The sequence below is a fragment of the Singulisphaera sp. GP187 genome (genome assembly GCF_900129635.1).
GTDB lineage: Bacteria > Planctomycetota > Planctomycetia > Isosphaerales > Isosphaeraceae > Singulisphaera.
Genome location: NZ_FSRB01000001.1, coordinates 2,000,090 through 2,016,647, shown reverse-complemented (window position 1 = coordinate 2,016,647; position 16,558 = coordinate 2,000,090). Strand labels below are relative to the sequence as shown.

The 16,558-nt window shown below is 61.5% G+C and carries 14 protein-coding genes; 6 read left to right on the top strand and 8 right to left on the bottom strand.

What is annotated here, in order from left to right:
- Positions 1-6: 6 nt before the first annotated feature.
- Positions 7-552, top strand: a complete 546-nt coding sequence (locus tag BUS42_RS07925; protein WP_074306451.1) for a peroxiredoxin family protein — start codon at positions 7-9, stop codon at positions 550-552.
- A gap of 49 nt (positions 553-601) precedes the next feature.
- Here the strand turns inward: BUS42_RS07925 and BUS42_RS07920 are convergent, their stop codons facing one another.
- Positions 602-1,150: a hypothetical protein gene (locus tag BUS42_RS07920; RefSeq protein WP_074306450.1), complete on the bottom strand. Its 549-nt coding sequence runs from the start codon at positions 1,148-1,150 to the stop codon at positions 602-604.
- Between the two features lie 85 nt (positions 1,151-1,235).
- Positions 1,236-1,985 carry an SDR family NAD(P)-dependent oxidoreductase gene (locus BUS42_RS07915; RefSeq protein ID WP_254053374.1) on the bottom strand — a complete coding sequence of 250 codons (750 nt, stop codon included), beginning with the start codon at positions 1,983-1,985 and terminating at the stop codon, positions 1,236-1,238.
- Between the two features lie 491 nt (positions 1,986-2,476).
- Here BUS42_RS07915 and BUS42_RS07910 point away from each other — a divergent pair, with 491 nt between their 5' ends.
- On the top strand, positions 2,477-3,085 hold the full coding sequence (locus BUS42_RS07910) for a sigma-70 family RNA polymerase sigma factor (protein ID WP_254053373.1): 609 nt from the start codon (positions 2,477-2,479) through the stop codon (positions 3,083-3,085).
- A gap of 71 nt (positions 3,086-3,156) precedes the next feature.
- The gene (locus tag BUS42_RS07905) at positions 3,157-4,446 is read left to right on the top strand and encodes an anti-sigma factor family protein (protein WP_254053372.1); all 1,290 of its coding nucleotides are present in this window, start codon (positions 3,157-3,159) and stop codon (positions 4,444-4,446) included.
- A gap of 350 nt (positions 4,447-4,796) precedes the next feature.
- Here BUS42_RS07905 and BUS42_RS07900 read toward each other — a convergent pair whose 3' ends face one another.
- Both BUS42_RS07900 and BUS42_RS07895 read right to left on the bottom strand, forming a co-directional pair.
- Positions 4,797-5,798, bottom strand: coding sequence for a hypothetical protein (locus BUS42_RS07900; RefSeq protein ID WP_074306448.1), 1,002 nt, complete (start codon positions 5,796-5,798; stop codon positions 4,797-4,799).
- A gap of 245 nt (positions 5,799-6,043) precedes the next feature.
- Positions 6,044-7,462 (bottom strand): IS4 family transposase, encoded by a 1,419-nt coding sequence (locus BUS42_RS07895; RefSeq protein ID WP_074310823.1) that lies wholly within the window; start codon positions 7,460-7,462, stop codon positions 6,044-6,046.
- 547 nt (positions 7,463-8,009) lie between these two features.
- Here BUS42_RS07895 and BUS42_RS07890 point away from each other — a divergent pair.
- Both BUS42_RS07890 and BUS42_RS07880 read left to right on the top strand, forming a co-directional pair.
- Positions 8,010-9,401, top strand: a complete 1,392-nt coding sequence (locus BUS42_RS07890) for an IS701 family transposase (RefSeq protein ID WP_074304409.1) — start codon at positions 8,010-8,012, stop codon at positions 9,399-9,401.
- Between the two features lie 669 nt (positions 9,402-10,070).
- Positions 10,071-11,012: an IS630 family transposase gene (locus tag BUS42_RS07880; protein ID WP_074306078.1), complete on the top strand. Its 942-nt coding sequence runs from the start codon at positions 10,071-10,073 to the stop codon at positions 11,010-11,012.
- Between the two features lie 90 nt (positions 11,013-11,102).
- On the opposite strand, the gene BUS42_RS44100 is transcribed toward BUS42_RS07880, so the two are convergent.
- The 4 genes from BUS42_RS44100 to BUS42_RS07860 form a co-directional block, all read right to left on the bottom strand.
- On the bottom strand, positions 11,103-11,450 hold the full coding sequence (locus BUS42_RS44100) for a DUF7683 domain-containing protein (RefSeq protein ID WP_173878228.1): 348 nt from the start codon (positions 11,448-11,450) through the stop codon (positions 11,103-11,105).
- Positions 11,362-11,541: a colicin E3/pyocin S6 family cytotoxin gene (locus BUS42_RS46380; RefSeq protein WP_074306445.1), complete on the bottom strand. Its 180-nt coding sequence runs from the start codon at positions 11,539-11,541 to the stop codon at positions 11,362-11,364. The genes BUS42_RS44100 and BUS42_RS46380 overlap by 89 nt, the downstream gene beginning before the upstream one ends.
- Positions 11,507-12,745, bottom strand: coding sequence for a hypothetical protein (locus tag BUS42_RS44895; protein ID WP_254053371.1), 1,239 nt, complete (start codon positions 12,743-12,745; stop codon positions 11,507-11,509). The genes BUS42_RS46380 and BUS42_RS44895 overlap by 35 nt, the downstream gene beginning before the upstream one ends.
- A 276-nt stretch (positions 12,746-13,021) precedes the next feature.
- On the bottom strand, positions 13,022-14,119 hold the full coding sequence (locus tag BUS42_RS07860; RefSeq protein ID WP_074310819.1) for a S49 family peptidase: 1,098 nt from the start codon (positions 14,117-14,119) through the stop codon (positions 13,022-13,024).
- 684 nt (positions 14,120-14,803) lie between these two features.
- On the opposite strand from BUS42_RS07860, the gene BUS42_RS07855 reads away from it, so the two are divergent.
- Complete coding sequence (locus tag BUS42_RS07855; protein ID WP_074306444.1) at positions 14,804-16,546, top strand: glycosyltransferase family 4 protein; 1,743 nt, start codon at positions 14,804-14,806, stop codon at positions 16,544-16,546.
- The last annotated feature ends 12 nt before the right edge of the window (positions 16,547-16,558 follow it).

Here is a 16,558-nt window from a genome sequence, read left to right as displayed (position 1 = left end):
GTCGTCATGAGTCGTTTTATCGGAAGCGTTCCCGCCCTGGGATTGGCCTTGGCCATGTCGTTGGCAGGCGCGGCCGCGGTGCAGGCCGAGGACCTGAAGGTTGGCGACAAGGCCCCTGATTTCTCGCTCCAGGGGACCGACGGCAAGACCTACTCGCTCGATCAATTCAAAGGCAAGAAGGCGATCGTGATCGCCTGGTTCCCCAAGGCTGACACCCCCGGTTGCACCATCGAGTGCAAGTCCCTGAAAGAGAACGGTGACGCCCTCAAACCCTTGAACGTGGCTTACTTCACCGCCAGCGTCGATACCCCCGAGGACAACAAGAAGTTTGCCGAGAAGCTCGGCCTCGATTACCCGATTCTGAGCGATCCCACCAAGAGTGTGGCGCAAGCCTACGGGGTCATCAACCCGGCGAATGGGGTCGCAAGTCGGTGGACCTACTACATCGACAAAGAGGGCAAGATCAAGGAGATCGACAAGAAGATCACCACCAAGAGCGCGGGCCAAGACGTGGCCGCGAAGGTCAAATCGCTCGGTCTTTCGTCCAAGTAATTGGATTCGGAAACCAGGGCGTCGACCATCGTCTCAAATCCGTCGGTGATCAATCGCTACGGCGCTGGAGCTCAGCCCAGCGCCACTTCAAATCACCGAGGATCTTCCAGAAGAGTCGACTGTGCATCCGGCCCGGAACCCGGCCGCAAGCGGCGGCATGGTACGAGTCGGGTTCGGTGTACTCGATGTGGTGCGCCATCTCGTGCAAGTAGGTGTCGAAGAGCTCGTCGAGGGGTCGGCGGCCGAGTTGGCGATCATGCGAATAGATTCGCACAAGCTTGCGCGTCTTGTAGTAGCCACCCAGGACGCGAGTGGTCGGCCTGATGTTGATCTCGAGCTCGTAGTCAGACTGGCAGCAATAGATCTTGGCGAACCGGTCGCAAAAGAGCGGTCCAAGGGCCGAGATCGGCGGCTCGAACCGCCGCGGTGGTGCGGCGATTGAAGGTTCCGCGTTGGCTTCGCGGTACGAGTCGGGTTCGACGATCAGACGCCCGCCAATCTCTTGGACCTGTTCGGCCAGGCGCTCGACGTCGAACTGGCGCGGGTCGATCAGTTGACGGCCCCCATTAGGATGGACGAGCCAATATCGCTCCGACATTCGACGTCCCTTGCGCGTTCAGGTCGAATCGTCCTGCCGTCTCGTCGTTTCCGGAGACGGCAGGCGCGGTCAGTCAGTCGGTCAATTAATAGGTCGCTCGACCGCCGCTAATATCGTAACACTGCCCGGTGGTATAGCTCGCTTCCGAGCTCACCAAGAAATGAACCAGGGCGGCGACTTCCTCGATGGTCCCGGTACGGCCCATCGGGATCTTGGAAAGCATATAGTCAACCGTGCTCTGCGCCATTCCCGCCAGGATCGGCGTTCGGATGACGGCCGGAGCGATCGCGTTGACTGTCAGGTCGCCTCGACCCACCAGTTCCTTGGCGAGCGACTTGGTCATCGCGATGACCGCGGCCTTCGAGGCGGAGTAAGGAAGCAAGGTGGGGTTCCCTTCCTTGCCCGCGATCGAGGCGACGTTCAGGATCCGACCGTACCTCCGCTCAATCATGCCCGGCGCAACCGCCTTGCAGAAGAGGAACGGCCCGAGGACGTTCACATCAAGGACTCGTCGAACGTCCTCGAGGGCGAGGTTCCAACTCACGTCAGTCGGTCCGGTGATCCCGGCGTTGTTCACCAAGATCGAAACGGGGCCGAGTTCGTCCCGGACACGTCCGACCGCGCGGGCCACGTCGGCCTCGGAGGTGACGTCGCCCACGACCGCAACGCCTCCGAGGGAGTCCGCGACCTGGGAAGCGTGATTCGCGTCGACATCGAAAACGGCGATTCGAGCGCCGGCCTGATGAAGACGGCGGGCCATCCCTTCACCGATCCCCTGCCCCGCCCCCGTGACCAAGGCAACCTGACCCGAGAGATCAAAGAAATCCGCCATCATTTCGTCTCTTCAAGAGGATCTGCGGAGAGTGAGTCGCGAGGTCCGTTCGACCCGACAAAACGACTCTCCGTTCATCAGGAATCATGGGTTGAGCACAGTCGGTATGCCACGCTGTGCCATCGGGAAGTGCAGTCACCATAGCACGCCGGAGGATCGCCGGCCACATCGTCTTGAACGAAACCTTCGGAGCGGGTTTTGCCGAAAAATGGAAAACCAACACGCCGTACCGCCGCTCCGCGGCCGGAGAACCAACAGGCCGCCAGGAACGTATTGAGGTGGTTCTCGAGAACCGGCATGATCTGATAAGATCAAAGGGGACAAGTCCAGGGGATCGGTGTGGGCCAATGGTGTGGGGAGTTCACCGCGGGTCGACCTGGGCAACTTGGGAGGATGCTCCCACTTTTTCATGCCGAATCTCGCCTCGGATCCAGTGTTTCCAGCAAATCGCGCTTTCTTTTGGAACTCTCTCGACCTCACGGCGTCCAAGGATAATGATGTCCGGGTGTGACGACGACAAGTCCCTTATTGACGCTTGTCGCGCGGGAAATACGGAGGCGTTTGGCGTCCTGGTTACCCGTTACCAGGATCGACTTTACCCCACCATTTTCCGCCTGACCGGCTGCGCGGATGAAGCTCGTGACCTGTTGCAGGACGCATTCCTGCGTGCCTTCGAAAAGCTTGATCGTTTCCAGGGTGAGAGTTCGTTTTACACGTGGATTTATCGGATCGCGGTCAACCTGGCCTTATCTGGCCGTCGGCGTCGAAGGCCGGTACTTCGGCTCAATCTCGACTCGGGTTCCGCGCCGATCGACCCGCCGTACGACGTGGCTGAGAGCGACCCTTCGGCCCCTCTGCAACGGGCTGAGCGCGATCGGCTGATCCAGGACGCTCTGAACGCATTAGCCGCCGACCATCGGGCGGTTGTGGTCATGAAGGAGTTCGACGGACTTCAGTATGAAGAGATTGCCGCGATGTTGGAGGTTCCCATTGGGACGGTCCGGAGTCGGTTGCACCGGGCTCGTTGCGAATTGCGCGATCGGCTCCGAAGCCTCGTCGATGAGGATGTGCACCTTCGCCAATCTTCGCAACATTCGCCATGAGCGTGAGACTGACGAGACGTGATGGGGGGCACGAGGCCCATGCCCGATTGGCCCTGACCCGCCGAGTGACCATGAAGACCGAAGACGAAATTTTCCTGTCCGCTTATCTCGACGGCGAGCTCGACCCAGAGCAGCGATCCAGCGTCGAGTCGGCGTTGCTTGCCAACCCGGCCCTGGCCGAACGCCTCCGTCAGTTGACCGTGGTCCGCGATCTCGTCGCGAACTTGCCGCGATTGGCGCTTCACGAGGATCTCGCCTCGGCGATCGTGGCGCGGACCCGTTCCCAAGGGCGGGGCTCACTTGTGTCGCGCCTCCGACGCTTGCCGATCGTGAGGATCGGTCTGGCCGCGGCGGCTTTGGCCGTCCTGTCCGTCGGCCTCGGTCTGCTCACGGGCCGAGCCCGACCGACCCCCGCGACTTCGGCTCCAGCCCATCAGCCCATGGCGGTCGCGACCACCAGGCCGGCGAAGGTTGACTCCACCCTCCACCGTCCGCTCGAGGCGGTTCCCTCGAGCACGAGTGTGGTCAGTCGATCCGATGCGCCCACGGTCTCCCCGCGCCATCGCCTGGTTGGGTCGGAACGCAACGAAACCGAGCTCCAAACCGACCGCGAGCAAACGCGGATTCGCCAACTTCTCGACAGCCCCGACCTCAAGCACGTTTTCGTCGTGGTTGATGAGTTTGGTGGTGACATGCCCGGCCGGGTCGAAGGTCTCGTTCGCGGCATCCCGCGCCTCGATCCGCTTTTCGGTAAGATCACGGTAAGTCAGGGGATCGTGATCGATCCCAAGCACCCCAATCAGGCGACCGTTTTCGCGCTCGTGATGGATCAGGACGAGGTTGAACAATTCCGCAATCGTTTGAAACTTGATTTTCCGGCCGAGTTTGAAGAAATCGTACCTGATCCCATGGTGGTGACTCAACTTTCCGGTATCGGACAGGTCGCCGTCTCGACTGGGGCTCGAGCGACCGCGCTGTCGCCGCCACCGGCGAAAGAGGATCTGAAGTCCGCGATCCGGGCTCGGGCCCTCCCCAAGAATCAGGCGGTCGTCTATCGCCGAAGTCCCGAATTCGATGGGATTCCAGTTCCCGAAGTTTCGCCCAGGCCCCCCGTCTCATCCGACGATTTGGCAGACGCGAAACCGGCCAACGAACGGGACGCGACCGGTCTTCAAACCTCCACCGCCAAGTCGATGGATTCAACCGAGTCACTGACCGTGGCGCAGGCAGGCGCCGCGACGGTGACGTCACCTGAGAATTCAGCGAACTTGGAGGCGCGGGACAAGGCTCGTCAGCGGCCGACTTCGGTCGTCCTGGTTTGGGTGACGACGCGCGATCCCGTTCAGACAGGCCGGCGATGACTTGTCAGCGACTCATTTGATACTCTCACGCTCAAAACGGAGCTCAGGACTCAGAAGAGACCGCCATATAGGAATCGGGCGGACTCAGAAAAGGGGTCAGGAGCGAAGGGTACGAGGATAAGGATTCCGTACAATACCTTTTCAGGCTCCTGCACACTGTTTTTGCGACGAAAACCAGTGCACACCCGCTCTTAACCTCGTGTCCTTCGCTCCTGACCCCTTTTCCTCTCCCGTGAGAAGCGAACCGCCGGCATTGGCCCGACGTTACTGGATTGCGTACCATCGAGGTGACTGGGGCCGACTTCGGACCCCAGCCACCCGGCTCACGACGTAGCCGGACGAAGACCGCTCTAGCCCATCGGGCTGCCGTCTATCGCCGTGGTTCTCGACCGTTTCAAGGAGCGCCACCCTGCAACGCTGACCAGAGCGAACCAGCAGGCCATCGAGGCTGGCTCGGGGACCGGTTGCGGCCAGTCAAGCCCCGACTCAAAAGTGGCGCTGTAGCCCGCATCGACGACCGAGGTACCGTCCGATAGGACGAGGTCATCCAAAGAGACTGTGATTGCGCCGAGGCCTATATATGACCACGAGTTGCTTTCGAGTCCGGTGGCGGCGATGGCTTTGAGGCTCAGGTCGAAGGGATCGCTCCATCCTTGGTGATCAATCGCGAGGTCCACGAACGCCTTGGCGTGAAAGTAAATGGAGTCCGGTGCGACTCGCTCGGCCGAGTCGAAACCAAGTTGGACGAGCTGGGAGGAAATGTCATCCCTGGGCGAGTCACGGCGGAAACCCCCGCCGACGCTGAGGAGTCGGTCGCCCAATTTCAGGTCGATGTTGCCAACCCCGACTCCGTACCCACTTGCCTCAAGCCATGGATTCGGTAGCTCAAGCATCACCCCAAGGCGAACATGTTCGGGTATGACCCCATCTGGGCCTGGTGCGATATGGATTCTATCGCCTACCCAGGATGCTTCAGCGGATGCGTACGCAGGCGGATCGCTGTGACCGAATAAGGGATATGTTCCGGGATTGTCATTCCTGTGGGTGACGCCGACGCGTAGCAGGGCGTCGCGCGTGCCAATGGCTTCCGCCTTGGCGGTGCTTCGCGCTTCAACACTCCAGGCGTCGGGCTCGTATTGCGCATTCGATGAGGTGTAATAGATACGAGTCTTGCCCGTGGCGCTGGCTTCCGCGACCGCTCCTTGCTGTGACGCTTCCGTGCCACTGGCATAGACCTGAGCTTTAGCACCTTGCCACGTTTCGATAGGTTCAGCGAGAAGTATTGGGCTGCTCAGGAAAGCGATGCAGAAGGCGGGGTAGGATAAGCGTTGAGGATTTATTTTCCAGTCCATGGAAATCCCTTCTCTACGGAGAATGTGAGCGTTATAGGTGGATAATGCCGTGTGATCGGCACTGACGCTTGTCCCATATCTTGTTCATTGTGTCAATCCTACGATGCTTGGGTGGAGCATGCCGGGCTGGCCGAGCTCCAGCCCTGGGCTCAGAAAAGGGGTCAGGAGCGAATGGCACGAGGATAGCGTAAACACTGTTTTGCAAAAAGCTTACGTCGACTAATTGCTAGTGTGCTTAGGCGATTTTATGCTTTGTTGTATGGGATCATCCCTCGTTTTATCAGACGCCTGGCTGCCCACCGCGGCATCCTCAACAGCGGCTTGGGCTTGGGCCGCTGCTTCGCCACCCGCGGCTCACACCGGTCCGGACGATCTGCCAACTGCTTCTCGCCAATCAACTCCAACAGTCGCGGCAAATCCGCTTCGATCCACGTGGGATCGTACAGATGACTTTCCTCGAATGCGCACGTCGTGTGGACCGCTCCCATAAAGCTCAGCGTCCGCGGCTTCGCCTGCTCGACCCGCGCCGCCTCGGCCATCAGCCCACGGATCAAGTTGTACGCCAGCAGATGCGCTCCGATCTCCTTGCGGACCATCTCCGGACTCTTGGTCCGCAGCATCTCCATGTTCATGTGAGTTTTCAACGCGCGTAAATCTAATTCTGCGTGCCACCGTTGGCGGAACAGGTCCCCCAACTCCTTGGCCGAGTAGGTTTTGGCATCCGAGAGGGTCGAAACGACGACCAGTTGGCGAACCCGCTTGGTCTTGTCCCTGACCTGGACACGCAGTTCCCGGATCGTCAATTCGGCGGGCATCGCCTCGTACTCGGCTCGACTCATCCAGTCGGGTATCGCCTTGAGCTTTGACCAGGTGACGACGTGGTCTTCCCGGCCCAGTCGACGGCCGCGGCGAAAGTCCGCCGAGCGACACTGATGGAGCCGCACCACCACATCGACGCCACGCTTCTGAAAGTCTGCGATTACCCAGTAAGAACAGAAGAATCGGTCGCCCAGCAGGATATCGCCGCTCTGGAATTGGCCGGCGATCTGGCGGAGCAAGGCCAACTCACTGGTCTCCTTGCCCTGATAAGGACCGACCGCGGCATCGAGCACCGTCCCCACGGCCAGGCTGAAGATCACCAGGATGCGGGCGATCGGAAACCCCAAGCCGGGCGCCTGGGAGTTCGGCTGGGGATAAGCCTTTTGGTTGCTCGGAGTGTCCGGCATCACGACAGACGAGCCGTCGGCGATCTTGACGGCTCGTCCGTGAAAGAGCCAGGACGGTTTCGCCTTCTGGAGGATCGAGGCCCCGGTCCGTCGGACCAGTTCACCGATGAGTTCCTCGGGCAAGCGCTGGCGGGCCTCGCAGTAGCTGGTGGTGTCGGTAGCGACCTTGGGCAGTTTCTGATCGTAGCGGCATTTTTGAAATCGATCGATCGCCTGATCGCACGACTGTTCCGCGGCGAGGACCTGGGACAGGAAGAGGCTCAGGGTGATCCAAGGCGTGTAAATCCGGTCGCGCCATCGATGGCTGAGGTGACAGCAAGTGGCCGCGACCATGGGTTGGGAGAGGAGTCTGAGGAAGGCGAGACCTTCCGCTTGGGCGAGTTGATTGCGGACCGAATCGAATTGGCGAGTCGGGGACGAGGGGGTAGACTGATCCACAGTGACCTCCTTGGTGCGGTAGCCGGTGGAGTTGTTCGAACCACCAGGATACCCGCCGAGGAGGTCACTCTCGTTCCGGAGACTGCGCACGCGTGAACAATGCAAGTCAACGCGAGCATAAATACCAATCATGACGCCATGCTTGACGTTAGTGATCGTGCTGATTTAAAATATTGCTAATTAGAGAGTTAGGCTATCCTCGTGCCATTCGCTCCTGACCCCCTTTGAATTCTCCCAAGCTTGGCATGTTGACACGCCACCCTTCGCCACACATTATCAAGGCATTGCCGTTAGAGAATCACAAGTTAGGCGGAAGGCCATCGTCATGCTGGACAATCCGTATGAGGCCCCCGCGACATCGGACCGTCCTAGCGGAGGAAGCCTCGATCATATTGAGGCCACGTCGTCATTGCGCCCACCCGCCATAGCGTTGATCGTGCTTGCCGTTCTGGCGATGATTCTAGTACTACAGCGCCAAGTTGTACCGTCTTGATCCGCCAGCCATTGCGAAAGTATGCTCGCCTTCATGGTTTATGGAGGGACGAGTATGGATATCCCACAGATCCGCAAGCTCAAACCCGCGCTGAACAAGTTCCTCAAGCGGTTCGATGACTGCTTCCCGCGCAAGGACACGCGGTCCCATTTGCCGGTGTACGTCTCCGGGCAACTCTCGGACATCCCCGAAAAGAGTGTCGAGCCGATCGCCATCAATGCCGGCGTCCCCGTCAGGACCCTGCAGGAGTTCCTCAGCCAGCACTGCTGGGACCAGGACCGGGCGCGCGACCGGCTCCAGCACATCGTCCGCGACGAGCACGCCGGCCCCAACGCGATCGGCGTCTTCGACGAGACCAGCGACGTCAAGAAGGGGAACAAGACCCCCGGCGTGCAGCGGCAGTGGTGCGGCTCCGTCGGCAAGAAGGAGAACTGCATCGTCACGGTCCACCTCGCCTACGCCCGCGACGGTTTTCACTGCCTGCTCGACGGCGAACTGTATCTGCCGGAGTCCTGGTCCTCTGACCGCGACCGCTGCCGGGAGACTGGCATCCCCGACGCTATGGTTTACCGGCCCAAGTGGACGATCGCCCTGGAACTCTACGACCGCGCCATCACCAACGGTCTGCACTTCGACTGGGTGACCTTCGACGAGGGCTACGGCAGTAAGCCCGAGTTCCTGCGGGGGTTGAGGGGCCGCAGCCAGAAGTACGTCGGCGAGGTGCCGCGGAGCTTCATGGGCTGGATCAAGGCACCGCGTGTCGTCACCAGGAAGTATCGCAAGCACGGGCGGGGCCGCGGCCGCAAGACGCCTCGCCTGGCGAGCGGCAGCGCGCCGGCCCGGCGGGTCGAGGCGATGCTCGATCAGGACGGGTTTCGCAACCAGCCCTGGGTCCGGTGGCGGGTCAAGGACGGGCACAAGGGGCCGATGGTCTGGGAAGTCAAGCACTTGCGGTTTTCCCCCGTGGGCGCGGACGGGTTGCCGGGCGAGCCGCTGCACCTGGTCGCCGCCCGCGACGTCTTGAACCCGGCGGAGTTGAAGTTCTTCGTCGGCGACGCCCCCGAGGAGACGTCGGTGCAGGTGCTGTTGCTCGTCGCATTTTCGCGGTGGCGAGTCGAGCGCTGCTTCGAAGACCAGAAGTCCGAGATCGGGCTGGATCAGTACGAGGGCCGACGCTACCAGGGGCTCAAACGCCACCTGATCCTGAGTTGCCTGAGCTACCTGTTCCTGTCGCGGATGCGACAGGAGTTCGGGGGGGAAAAACCTGGGCCTGACGGAGTGCCAGGTACACACCGCAGTAGCGGCGTTGATCCCATTCTGGTGGTTGGGGCTGAGTGCTCCGCGGAAGCTACTGGAGCGAACCTCCGAAGAGATCGAGCGGGCGCAACGTCGAAACGCCGTGGCACAGCGGTGCCACACCAAGCGGACAAGGCGAAGGCTGCATGAGTTGGGCATCAAACTCACAGAGTTGCCCCGATGCAAATGGGATACGACTTAGCGCTGTAGTACTAGACGGCGCCGTCCTCACGCACGCCATCGTCGGCGACGTACCAAAGATGCTGCGCGATGAAGGGCCGGAGAGAGGCGGGGAACTGATCGCTGCCAATATCGTCGCCAACGGGTTGCTACTTGGCATTCACGCAAGTGTCTTGTACGGGGCCCTGCAGATGCTTGAGGGCCGATCGTACGCCAACGCGATGACGGCAGCGATCGTGTCGCTAATCCCATTCTGTTCCCCTGTTGTGCTCCTTGGACTCCCTTTCGGGATATGGGCGCTGCTGGTCCTGCGTCGCGACGATGTCAAAGAGGCGTTCCGTGGAGGAACCGGGGCGGGCGTTGCTAGCCCATGATATCTCGGGATCGCGCCTAACCTAAAGAGAATTTGAGTTCGCTGCCGAACTTCAAATCCTGGGTTTAAGAATCCCGGTGGAGCGCTCCCGCCCATGTCTTAGGGCGACATAAGGACATGCATCGCGCTCTTGGGATCGCGATGCATGTCCTTGTTCCCCCCCTGGCCACTGCCGAACAGCCCCTCCGGACGGGACGTCAATACTAGAGCGCCTAACAGTTGGATGGCACTCCATTTGAAAGGAGATCTGAGTTAGGAGGTGGCCGATGACACCCTATTCTCAAGATCTCCGACTGCGGGTCCTCGAGACGATCCAGCGCGGTGACGGGTCGGTACGCCAGATCGCGAAACGGTTCCTGGTCAGTATCTCCTTCGTCACACGCTTGCTCCAACTCCATCGCACGACCGGCTCGGTCGAACCCAGACCGCACGGCGGTGGCAACCCCGCCGTGCTCGGGTCCGAGGACTTGGAACGGCTTCGAGAATTGATCCGCCAGCAACCCGATGCCACACTCGAGGAATGCCGCCAACGACTCGGCCTCTCGTGCTGCCTGATGACCATCTCGCGCGCCTTGAGCCAATTGGGGCTGCCGCGCAAGAAGAAGGTGCCCCGTGCCCAGGAGCAGGACCGCCCGGACGTCCAGGAGCAGCGGCGCGAATTCTGCGAGCGACTCGCTGGCGTGGACCCGAAACGCCTGGTTTTCGTGGACGAATGCGGGGCCAACACGGCGATGACCCGGACTTACGGCCGCGCCCCGGTGGGAGAACGCGTCTACTCCACGACGCCCGGGCACTGGGATTCGATCACGCTGACCAGCGGGATGGGCCTCTCCGGGGTGACGGCGACGTTGGCCTTCCCGGGCGCCACCAACACCGACGTGTTCGAGGCCTACGTGGAACAGGTGTTGGTCCCGGAGTTGAAGTCGGGGGACGTGGTGATCTGGGACAATCTCAAGCCGCACCAGTCGGAAGATGCGATCGAGGCCGTCGAGACGGCCGGAGCGGAGGTGGTGCCGTTGCCGCCGTGGAGTCCGGACCTGACACCGATTGAGGAGATGTTTTCGAAGGTCAAGGGTGCGATGAGGTCGGCGGCGGCGCGAACGAAGGAGACGGTCTATGCGGCGTTCGGTTCGGCCTTGCATGACGTCACCCCCGAAAACATCGCCGGATGGTTCCAGGACCGTGCGGCGTATGCTATGCAACTGTGAGGCGCTCTAGCTGCGTCCCCGTTTTTGCCCCACGTCCTCGGTCTGTGCGCCAGGCGAACGGCCAGCGCCCTAATTAGGCTTGTTTTAGGTCTAGTCAGCCGACTCGCATGACACCTGATAATCAAACTGAGCAAGATTCAGTCGAATTCCAATATCCTTTTCAATAGATGCTCTCTGTGCTTCGGTCACGAGATAACAGTCGAACATGGGATTTGACTCATCAATTCCAAACAAGCTTTGGAGGTCGTTGAGTGTAAGTCTGTTGATGCTGTGTTGGGTCACGAAGGTGCCGTCTCTATCTTTTCTGAAAACCAATACGATGTATTTGTGCACGGCGGCCACCTTTCTTTCAGAGGTAACGTCTGATGTTCCTACTCGGGTCAGCGTTTTTCGTCCGAGATCCCGTTGTTGGATCGAATTCCCCGAGATGTCTGCCATTGGAGTTGTATTTCTCCCAGGCACCGTGCTGCGAATCCCATAAAAAATGCTGACCGTCACGGATTTTGGGGGGTGGCCGACCGGTAGCCACCGAGGGAGGCAGAGATCAGCAGGTTCTGGAGCCAGTCGTCGTGGTAGCGATGGCGGTTGAGGCGTTCGGCGGGGCATCGCCATCCCTCGTTCGCGCTCGCGACGGCCGGGTGCCAGGGGGCGTAGTTCGCCAGCAGGGCCCAGGCTCGGCAGGCGGCGGGCGAGCCGTGGAGGTGCTGGCCGCGGTCGAAGTAGCGGTTCATCCCTCGCATCATCCGGTCGAGCATGTTGCTCGTGCGGTGGCCGCCGGGGTGCGAATACGCCTCGCCGTACTCCTTCGACCGGCCGCACAGCTTCTCGACCTGCTCCAGCAGCCACGCCGACATCCCTCGTCCTTGAGCCCATTCACGCAGCCGCCGCAGCCGTTGCGCGAGACTTCGGCGGGACGGCGCGTGGTACGACTCCCAGACCCGCTTCGACAACTCCCGGAACGACTCGCTGAGCTTTCCGCGGCTTCGGATGTTCAGCCAGCCGTGCAGGAAGCAGCGGAGCAGCACGATCAGGGGGAACAACGCCAGCCACGCCTGATGCGTCGAGGTCCAGCCGTCGACGCTCACCGTCCGCGACGCGTACGTCGGCTCGACGTCGCGGGCCTCGGCCTTGAAGACGCCGTAGGCCACCGTCAAATCGGCGGTCCCGGCCGCCGCTGCGGGCTCGGCGCCCAGGACGCAGCCGTCGCCGACGGTCGTGGCGACGTAGACCTTCTCGCCGTCGATCGTTTGGTGGTGCTCGTCGGCCAGGAGGTGGATCGGGATCTCGACCCGCCGCACGGTCGTCCCCGCAACGCTCGACCGTCCCAGGCCGCACGTCAGCCGATACCAGTACATCGGGTCGCGGCCGAAGACCCGGGCCAAGGCCCAGAACGGCACGCCGAAGGTTCGCAGGAACAGCGGTGCCTCGACGTCGCCCGTGCGGGCCGCCAGGTACGGGGTCAGGAACGACGGCCGCAGGCTGTAGGCGACGCCGTCGCGTAGGAGGATGCGACGGATCGGCAGGCCGCGCTTCGCCGAGATCCGGTGGTCCTTCAACTCGTAGCCGTGGGCGAAGCCGGCTGGGAACAACTCGGGGGCGTCGCGGAAGCAGGCGTCGACGACGCGGCGGAACTCGGCCGGGTCGCCCACGACACGGCGGTAGGATTCTTCCTCGAAGGGCAGGCAAAGGGTACGATGCCCTCGCGACGCCTGTGTCGCGAGCGATTCGGCCATGATCCACCTCCTTTCGGTGTTGCACCGTGGATCATGGTCGTTTCGTCTCCTCACGTCATCACGCCGCCGCCCTCCCCCCAAAATCCGTGACGGTCAGGACAAACGAAGGCCAAGTGAAGCCTTCTCTGGGGTCTCATGGCCTTTGCCCCGGGGGCACAGACCCCAGCTAAAAGGGGCGTGAACGACTCGAGGGTAAACCGCTGGAGAACATCAACGAGGTGGGGGGACGGCTGGTCCGTCCGAATGGCCTTGGGCCGTCCGCCATCTAAACCAGCGTTAGCGACCGCTCAGTTTTGTGATCGTGGGATCAGGCTGCCAGAGATAGAGGAAGGTCGGCAGCTTACTCCGTTCCAGGCCGGGGTAGCTGAAGGGGATTAGCTCGCTCTGAAGGGGGACATTCGGCACGATCGAGTAGATCGATCGGGTGGGATGACCTGCCCGCTCGAAGAAGACGACTTCCGATCCCGGTACACCTGCGAGTCGCTCCGCCTCGGCGATCGCGTCGTCGACATAACCCAGCTGGTCAACCATGTGAAGCTTGAGTGCCCGCGATGCGGCAACGATCCGGCCGTCGGCGATCGAGCGGTGATCGTCGACGGTCATCATTGGCCGGGATTGAGCGACCCGGGTCGCGAACCGGTCACGGAATCCGTTGGCCATGTCCTGGAAGAGGCCCCGCGCCTCGTCCGAGAGGGGGGCTGCTACTGATCCCATGTCGACGAGTTCACCCGCTTTCACCGGCTCGACACGGAGGTTGAGCTGGGCCATCGCATCTTCCAGATTCGCGTGGTTGATCAACGCTCCGATTCCCCCCGTGATCGACGTGGGGAGCGCGATGATTCGGTCGGAACCGACGGCCAGGTAATAGGCGCCTCCGGTCGCGACATCCATCAGGCAGGCGACGACCGGTTTCCCTGTCGCCTGGCGGAATCGTCGCAGTTCCTCGGCGAGGATATCCGAGGCCGTGACGCCGCCGCCGGGACTGTGAACGCGAAGCACGACGCCGCGGACCCGAGGATCCCCGGCCGCCATCTCGAGTTTTTCCCGGAAGGCCGAGACCGGGTTCTCTCCGACCGAGTAGATCCCGGTGAGATTCTGGTTGAGCAAAAGGCCGTCGACGTCGACGATGACGATGCGAGCCGCCTCGCTACCGGCCGGGGCTCGACGCACCACCACCGGGATCATCGGGCCCGGGTCGGTCGCGGACGGCAGGTGGACGTCGACCGTCCCTTGGAAGTTCGCCGCAACCTTGGCGTTGGTGTCCACCTGGCCGGTAATCGGAATGGCGTGGCATCCCGACAATGCGATTAACCAGGCGAAAAGGATCCAGGCTCGATCAGCTTTCGTCCTCGGCCATCCTTTTTCCCAGCGCATGGCGAAAATATCCTTGCCAATCCGGTACACGCCCAACCCTTCCTGGCGTCGGGAAAATCGCGTTCACTAGCTTAATCGGCACAAGCCTGCCAGAACTTCGCCAGCAAACGGGTTCTTCCGTACCGCGCTCGCCCGTCGCCGGGTGCGGGGCGCGCGGGATCTCGGTTTCGGAGCCGCGCGACTGAGAATCGATCTTGACCGGCGCTGACAAAACCTTGATACTTTTCGGACCAGGAAAGCTCCGCCCTCGATGGACAACAGGGCGGTTATCGCCCGATTGAGTCAAGGAAGACGAGTCATCATCGTGAAATCTGGCGCTTGCTCCAAGAGTCGGTCCTGCTCAACTCACGCTCTCCCACCTTCCGACCGCGGGTTTTCGCGATCCTCCTCAACGAGGTCCATCGCCCCAACCGGGACGGTCGAATCGGTCACTCCTCGGCTTTGCGAACAATCCGGTGCGAAGGTCGAGCCTGGATCGTATTCACAACATGGTGTGAAGTCCGATGGGCTCGCCGGTTCAGCGCGTCAGGGGCGTGCGGGGAAACCCGGAACGCTTTCGGCGGCGTAATCAGGCTTGGCTCGGATGCTCTCGGCGTGTCCGATTGCTGACTCGCTGGCGGGCGTCATCCCGAGAATGACTTTCGGGCGGACATTTGATCGAGGGCGATGAGGGTGTTCCCGTCCATGATGATTTCCAACTCCTTCTTGCTGATCTTCGCGGTCGCGTTCATGGGGTGCGTCTTAGCCACTCCGATGGTGACGCGGATCGCGATCTGGGCCGGCGCCATCGACCGGCCAGACCAGTTCCGCAGGATTCACAAGGGAGCGACGCCACGGCTGGGTGGCTTGGGGCTGGCGTTCGGCCTGGCTTCAGCCATCATGCTTGTGGGATATGGTGGCTACTTGAACGACTGGCCCGGCGTCCAGGAATGGTGGGCTTGCCAGTGGGCGGTCTTTTTGGCCGGTCTCATCGTTTTGCTCGTCGGCTTCGTTGACGATACGCGTTCGATCGCGCCTCGCATGAAGCTCGCCGGCCAAGCGGTCGCCGTGATGATTCTCTTCATCGGCGGTATCCGCATTCAGCGCTTCGATATTCTCGGCATGGCCATCGATCTGAGCCATCCCGTCATCAATTTGTCGATGATGGGCCTCACGTTGCCGGTCTCGATTCCGAGCCTCATCGTCACGATGCTCTGGTTCCTTGCCTGCATGAACATCTGGAACCTCATCGACGGGATGGACGGTTTGGCTTCGGGTGTCGGCCTGCTCGTCAGCGGTACGCTGACCTTGGTGGCGATCCACAACCAGAATGTGGGCGTCGCGATCATGGCGGCCGCGTTGGCGGGTAGCCTCGCCGGTTTCTTGCTCTACAACTGGCATCCCGCTTGTATCTTCCTTGGGGACAGTGGGAGCTTGTTGATCGGACTCTTGATTGGGATCATCGGGGTTCAAGGATCATTGAAGGGCCCGTCGACCATCTCGATCCTGTTCCCGATCCTGGCGATGGGGCTGCCGATCTCCGACACCGCCATGGCGATCTTTCGGCGCTGGGTGCGAAACCTGCCTCTTAGTTCGGCCGATCGACGTCACGTTCATCACCTTTTGATTGGGCTGGGGCTGAATCCGCGTCAGGCCGCGCTCCTGCTCTACTGCTTCTCGGGGTTCCTCTGCGGTGCAGTGCTGCTTGGGGTCTGTCTCAAGAACGAAATGCTCGCGCTGATTCTCGGGATGTCGGGTTGCCTCGCCTTTCTCCTGATCCTGACCAGTCGGATGGACGAGTTCGCCAATCTCCGCGGCGATTTCAAGGCACGAATCGCGCGGGGCCGCCAGGAGCGAGCCGCCGCGAAGCTGACCTGGGAAGCGATTCAGCGGATCGAGCTCTGTGAACATGTTGCGGCGATCCGAACGCTGCTGGAATCCACGGCTCATGAGCTTGGCTGCAAAGTCGAGCGGGTCTCCTGCACTCGCAACGGTGACGAGGTCTTCGTTCAGGACGAGGGTCGTGAGGAGCCCGCGTCGATGTCCGCGCCCCTGTCGGGACCTTCCGCTGTCTTCCGACTCTCCAGTGGCAAAGACCTGCTTTTGACCGTCTCGCTTCATCAGACGCCGGAGGCCACGACCGAGGCCGACATCGCCTTCCGCTTCCTTCAGCGACTCTCGCTGGCCACGGCCGAACGGGTGGAGCGGTTGTTGTTGACCCAAGAGGAAGAAAGCCACGATCGGGGTGAGGAGACTTCGGGATCGCTGGGGCACGGGTCGTCGCCGGAGCCTTTTTCAAGCGGCCCCCGCCTCTCGTCACAGGCGACGCCGGTCCTGGCCATCGCGACTTCCCCGTCTTTGACCCGCGTCTCGCTGAACTGGCTCCGGATGACGTTGAGATGGAGTGCTCGACCCGTGGTCCACCACTCCACTCTGGGCGACAAATAATCTTAATGGAGC

Excerpts from the sequence above, each read along its gene's own strand:
- BUS42_RS07880 (WP_074306078.1), top strand. The coding sequence starts at position 10,071 with ATGACACCCTATTCTCAAGATCTCCGACTGCGGGTCCTCGAGACGATC.
- BUS42_RS07920 (WP_074306450.1), bottom strand. The coding sequence starts at position 1,150 with ATGTCGGAGCGATATTGGCTCGTCCATCCTAATGGGGGCCGTCAACTG.
- BUS42_RS44895 (WP_254053371.1), bottom strand. The coding sequence starts at position 12,745 with ATGGCCGAATCGCTCGCGACACAGGCGTCGCGAGGGCATCGTACCCTT.
- BUS42_RS07910 (WP_254053373.1), top strand. The coding sequence starts at position 2,477 with ATGATGTCCGGGTGTGACGACGACAAGTCCCTTATTGACGCTTGTCGC.
- BUS42_RS07860 (WP_074310819.1), bottom strand. The coding sequence starts at position 14,119 with ATGCGCTGGGAAAAAGGATGGCCGAGGACGAAAGCTGATCGAGCCTGG.
- BUS42_RS07925 (WP_074306451.1), top strand. The coding sequence starts at position 7 with ATGAGTCGTTTTATCGGAAGCGTTCCCGCCCTGGGATTGGCCTTGGCC.
- BUS42_RS07855 (WP_074306444.1), top strand. The coding sequence starts at position 14,804 with ATGATGATTTCCAACTCCTTCTTGCTGATCTTCGCGGTCGCGTTCATG.
- BUS42_RS07900 (WP_074306448.1), bottom strand. The coding sequence starts at position 5,798 with ATGGACTGGAAAATAAATCCTCAACGCTTATCCTACCCCGCCTTCTGC.
- BUS42_RS07915 (WP_254053374.1), bottom strand. The coding sequence starts at position 1,985 with ATGATGGCGGATTTCTTTGATCTCTCGGGTCAGGTTGCCTTGGTCACG.
- BUS42_RS44100 (WP_173878228.1), bottom strand. The coding sequence starts at position 11,450 with ATGGCAGACATCTCGGGGAATTCGATCCAACAACGGGATCTCGGACGA.
- BUS42_RS07905 (WP_254053372.1), top strand. The coding sequence starts at position 3,157 with ATGAAGACCGAAGACGAAATTTTCCTGTCCGCTTATCTCGACGGCGAG.
- BUS42_RS07890 (WP_074304409.1), top strand. The coding sequence starts at position 8,010 with ATGGATATCCCACAGATCCGCAAGCTCAAACCCGCGCTGAACAAGTTC.